Below are 4401 nucleotides of genomic sequence, written 5' to 3' on the forward strand. Positions count from 1 at the left end.
AAGTCACGTGTTTCAACAAAAAAGACGGCATCTCCTACAGAAAAACATCCTCAATACAACTCTCACAACCAACAAATGCAAAATTTAAACAGGCTCTAAAAGTTTTGCCAAAAGGCCTTTTATCTTTCATCTTTCACCATAATCGTTTGATAATCAAGAAGGCTTATGATAGAGAAAATAACAAACGCTTTTTATTCACGTGGATATCCCACCGGATTGTTCATGATCGGCAATTGGCTGTCCGTTAGTTTCAAGATCCGTTTTAAAGCAGCCTGGTCCATCGTGGCACGGGGAACGGTTGCCAGACCGGTGGCTGCGCAGAAAATATTGATGTTTTGGCAAACGATGCCGGCATCGACAGCGGCCATCAGTTTGGTGTGGTCGGCAATGTTTCCGAAGCGTGAAAGATCGGAAACGAGTACCAAGCTGACTGGGGCTGATTTGACAAAATCCTGACTGCCGGCAACAGCGGCCCGGTGATCTCCTTTAGCAATAGGTTGCAGGCTGTTTGCCTTGGCATCGTACAGGTAAGCGCCCTCTTTCATAATGACATAAATGTCGATATCCTGTTTGTTCAACGCTGAGGGAGCCGTTCGTTTTCCGTCCGGGCGGTTAATCCCGTTTGCTGCCCATAATAGATCCGATAGATCCTGTAAACTGAGTTCCTTGGCTGCATATTCCCGGTCGGAGTGACGGTCGGATAACGCTTTCATAATGGAACTGCCTCTGTTTTTGTCCGGAGAGCTTAATTTGATTGCTTTCAGATCTTGTGCATACATGGTGACGACGAGTAATAATGATGCAAAAATGAATGATAATTTTCTCATAAACTTATTCTTTTTATGATTGGTTTCAACAAAAATAGGTGAAATATGCAGAAATCGAACACCAAAATACAACTTTTACAATTCTTTAAACTGTAAAATTACGAATGGCTCGTAGATAAAGTTACATTTGCAACTGTTTTTATGTGAATGTATAATCGATAATATCTAAATTCTCAAATTTAATGAAAGAAAAACTACTCTACTTAATGCTGATACTATTTGTGTCTGCGTCAGTGTTTGCGCAAACCGGAGGTGGATCAGCCGCCTTTACAATTAAGGGCCAAGTAGTCGACTCTCTATCCAATGAGTCCGTACCTTATGCCACGTTGAGGATAGCTTTGGCTTCCGCACCGCAGAATCCTGTGAAATTGTTGGCTTGTGATGATGATGGCAAGTTCACGGCAACGATGAACAAGCCGGGTAAGTATGTGATGACAATGGAATCTTTAGGGAAAGTGCCTGCCAAGAAAACATTTACATTGTCGGAGAGCAAGAAAGTCGTGAATTTCGGTAAGTTGTTTATGCATGACGATACGCAGCAGTTAAAAGAGGTTACCGTAACAGCCCAAAAGCCGTTGGTGAAGGTGGAAGTCGATAAATTGACTTATAGCCTGGAAGACGACCCGGAAGCTAAAACCAGCAATGCGTTGGAAATGTTCCGTAAGGTTCCGATGGTCACGGTGGATGGCGAGGATAAAATCCAGTTGAAAGGATCTTCCAATTATAAAATCTATATGAATGGTAAACCCTCCAATTTATTGAGTGGCGACAACGCATCCGATGTATTGAAAAGTATGCCGGCCAGCTCGATCAAGAACATCGAGGTCATTACCGATCCTGGTTCCAAGTATGATGCAGAAGGGGTTGGAGGTATTATCAATATCATTACGACCAAGAACGCATTGCAAGGATATACGGGAACGATTCGTGCCAATGCCAGTACGCTGGGTAGCTTTGGTGGCGGTGGTTATGTTTCGATGAAGGCAGGAAAGTTCGGTATTACTGCTAATTATGGCTATAACTACCGTAATTCCCCCTGGAATGATACCTATTCGATGCGAGATGAGGAAGAAGCGAAATACCAGCAGGGTGACGAGACTTTTACCCGTCCGTCTTCTTTGTTGAATGAGCATGGACGCAGCAAAAACAAAGGGCCGTTCCAATACGGTTATTTGGAAGGTAGCTATGAGATCGATACGTTGAACTTATTAAGTGTAGGTGTCAATTTGTTCCGGGGAAAATCAACTAATCTCTCCGAATTGATTGCGGATAAGGTCAATCGGACCGATCTGACAAATGGGGAACCGACAACGATGTATTCTTATAAACGTTATTCGGATTCAAAAGGAACATTCGGCTCTACAGATGTCAATGTCGATTTCCAGCATTCAACCAGTAAGAAGGATGAATTGCTGACTTTGTCCTACCGCTTCAGCCAATCCCCCAATGACAATGAAGGGCATTCCCGGCTTGAAGATCTGGAAGGGGTTTATAGCCAGGCTTACCGCTATCCTAACTGGAATATTAATGATGCTTCAACGACGGAACACACGGCACAGGTCGATTATACGACTCCTTTGTTTAAAGATCAGACATTGGAAGCCGGTGTGAAATATATAAATCGCCAGAGCAAGAGTAATACATTGGAACAGGTGAAAGATTCTTTAAATGTCTGGCAGGATATTTCGCAGCGTAATAGTGACTTCCGTCATACTCAGCATATTTATTCCGCTTATTTGGGATATATGGTCAAGTTCAATAAATTCGGGGCTAAAGTAGGTGTCCGTGCGGAAGGAACCAGCTTGAATGCGGAGTTTGCCAAGGCGCCGGAAGAAAACTTCAAAACAAATTACTTTGACGTTGTCCCGAATGCGACATTGACTTACCAGTTAGACATGTCTTCACAGTTACGTTTAGGATACAATATGCGTATCCAGCGTCCGGGGATCTGGTATCTGAATCCGTATTTGAATAACATCGACCCGCAGCGTATCTCGCAAGGTAATCCGAATCTGGATTCGGAAAAGAGTAATAATGTGAACTTCAACTTTAGTAAGTTTGCACAGAAGTTCAGTATAAATGCAAGTTTGAGCTATACATTTGTTAATAATGCGATTGAAAGATATACAATAATTGCCAACTTCCCGGAATCCGATCCGCTTTCTCAATATAACGGAGCTTCTTATAGCACTTATGGAAATATGGGAAAACGTCAGCAGGTCGGATTGTTCCTGTATGGCAGTTGGAATCCGGTTCCTCTGTTCCGTATCTATATGAACGGTGGGTTGGATTATACGAATATCGACAGCAAAAAGTCATTGGGACTGACAAAGGATGGTGTGGCTGGCCGAATCTTTGCAGGGACACAGTTTAATTTGCCGAAAGATTTTCGTATTAATTTGCATGGTGGTTATTTCAGTCCGTGGATTCAATTGCAGGGAAAACAATCTCCTTTCTACTTTGCAGGTCTGAATATCAGTAAGGATTTCCTGAAAAAGAAACTCTCCGTTTCTTTGGGTGCACAGAACCCGTTCTGGAAAACCATGAAGATGGAATCGACTACGACAGGTGAAGGTTTTGTGGACCGTTCTACTACTTGGCGTCATGCCCGTGAGTTCCGTTTGAGCGTCTCTTACCGTTTCGGTACGATGAAAGGCCAGATCAAGAAAGTGCGCCGCGGTATCAGCAACGACGATACTAAAGGCGGTGGAGAAGGCAATAACGCCGGTGGCGGTGAACAGGCAATGTAGAAATTTATGAATTCTGATTTATGATTTATGGGTTTCTAATAAATCATAAATCAGAATTCATAAATCATAAACCTCTCCTTAAATTTCCGCTCTCGGACAAATCTATCCATCCAATTAGACAAATTGTGCCTGTCTTTCTGCCGCCAATCACCTACTTTTGGCTTGTAAATAAAGAATTTTGTAAACATGAAACACACGATCTTTAGTCTGATACTCTTTTTTATCAGCACTTCAACCTTTGCTACGCGTAAAGAAATTCTGTTGAACGAGAACTGGATGTTTCGTTTTTCCCATCAGGTACAGTTTAAAAGTGAAGAACGGGTGAACCTGCCCCATACTTGGAACAGTGGCGATGCCCTTTCCGGCAAGCAGGATTACTATCGTGGAATGGGTAACTATACCAAAACGCTGTTTGTAAAACCTGAATGGAAAGGCAAACGTCTCTTTCTGCGTTTTGAAGGAGTCAATACAATAGCGAATGTTTTTATTAATGATGTGCATATCGGCGAACATCGCGGCGGATATGGCGCGTTTGTATTCGAGATTACCGATAAAGTGAAATATGATGCCGACAACCGGATATTGGTGAAGGTCAACAATGCCTTGCAGCAGGACGTCATGCCTTTAGTCGGCGATTTTAATTTCTATGGAGGTATTTACCGGGATGTGAATCTGATCATAACGGACCCGGTTAATATCTCACTCACCGACTATGCTTCTCCCGGTGTCTGTCTCGTCCTGAAATAGGTTGACTTCATAAAAGTCAACAAAGATGAAAAAAGAGAAGTCATTGACTCGTCGCAAGGGTGAACCTTATCCTTTGG

The 4401-nt window shown here is 42.8% G+C and carries 2 protein-coding genes and 1 pseudogene; 2 read left to right on the forward strand and 1 reads right to left on the reverse strand.

Annotated elements, in window-relative coordinates; translation table 11 throughout:
• Positions 1-191: 191 nt before the first annotated feature.
• On the reverse strand, positions 192-827 hold the full coding sequence (locus tag BHV83_RS11010; RefSeq protein WP_005637407.1) for a SagB/ThcOx family dehydrogenase: 636 nt from the start codon (positions 825-827) through the stop codon (positions 192-194).
• A 182-nt stretch (positions 828-1009) separates the two neighbouring features.
• Here BHV83_RS11010 and BHV83_RS11015 point away from each other — a divergent pair, with 182 nt between their 5' ends.
• Positions 1010-3577 (forward strand): TonB-dependent receptor, encoded by a 2568-nt coding sequence (locus tag BHV83_RS11015; protein WP_195565104.1) that lies wholly within the window; start codon positions 1010-1012, stop codon positions 3575-3577.
• Between the two features lie 186 nt (positions 3578-3763).
• Positions 3764-4315, forward strand: a pseudogene (locus tag BHV83_RS11020) (sugar-binding domain-containing protein); the annotation flags it as partial.
• Between the last annotated feature and the right edge of the window lie 86 nt (positions 4316-4401).

The organism is Parabacteroides sp. merdae-related_45_40, from assembly GCF_001915675.1.

Bases quoted from the DNA above. Each gene is read 5' to 3' on its own strand.
- BHV83_RS11010 (WP_005637407.1), bottom strand. From the start codon at position 827: ATGAGAAAATTATCATTCATTTTTGCATCATTATTACTCGTCGTCACC.
- BHV83_RS11015 (WP_195565104.1), top strand. From the start codon at position 1,010: ATGAAAGAAAAACTACTCTACTTAATGCTGATACTATTTGTGTCTGCG.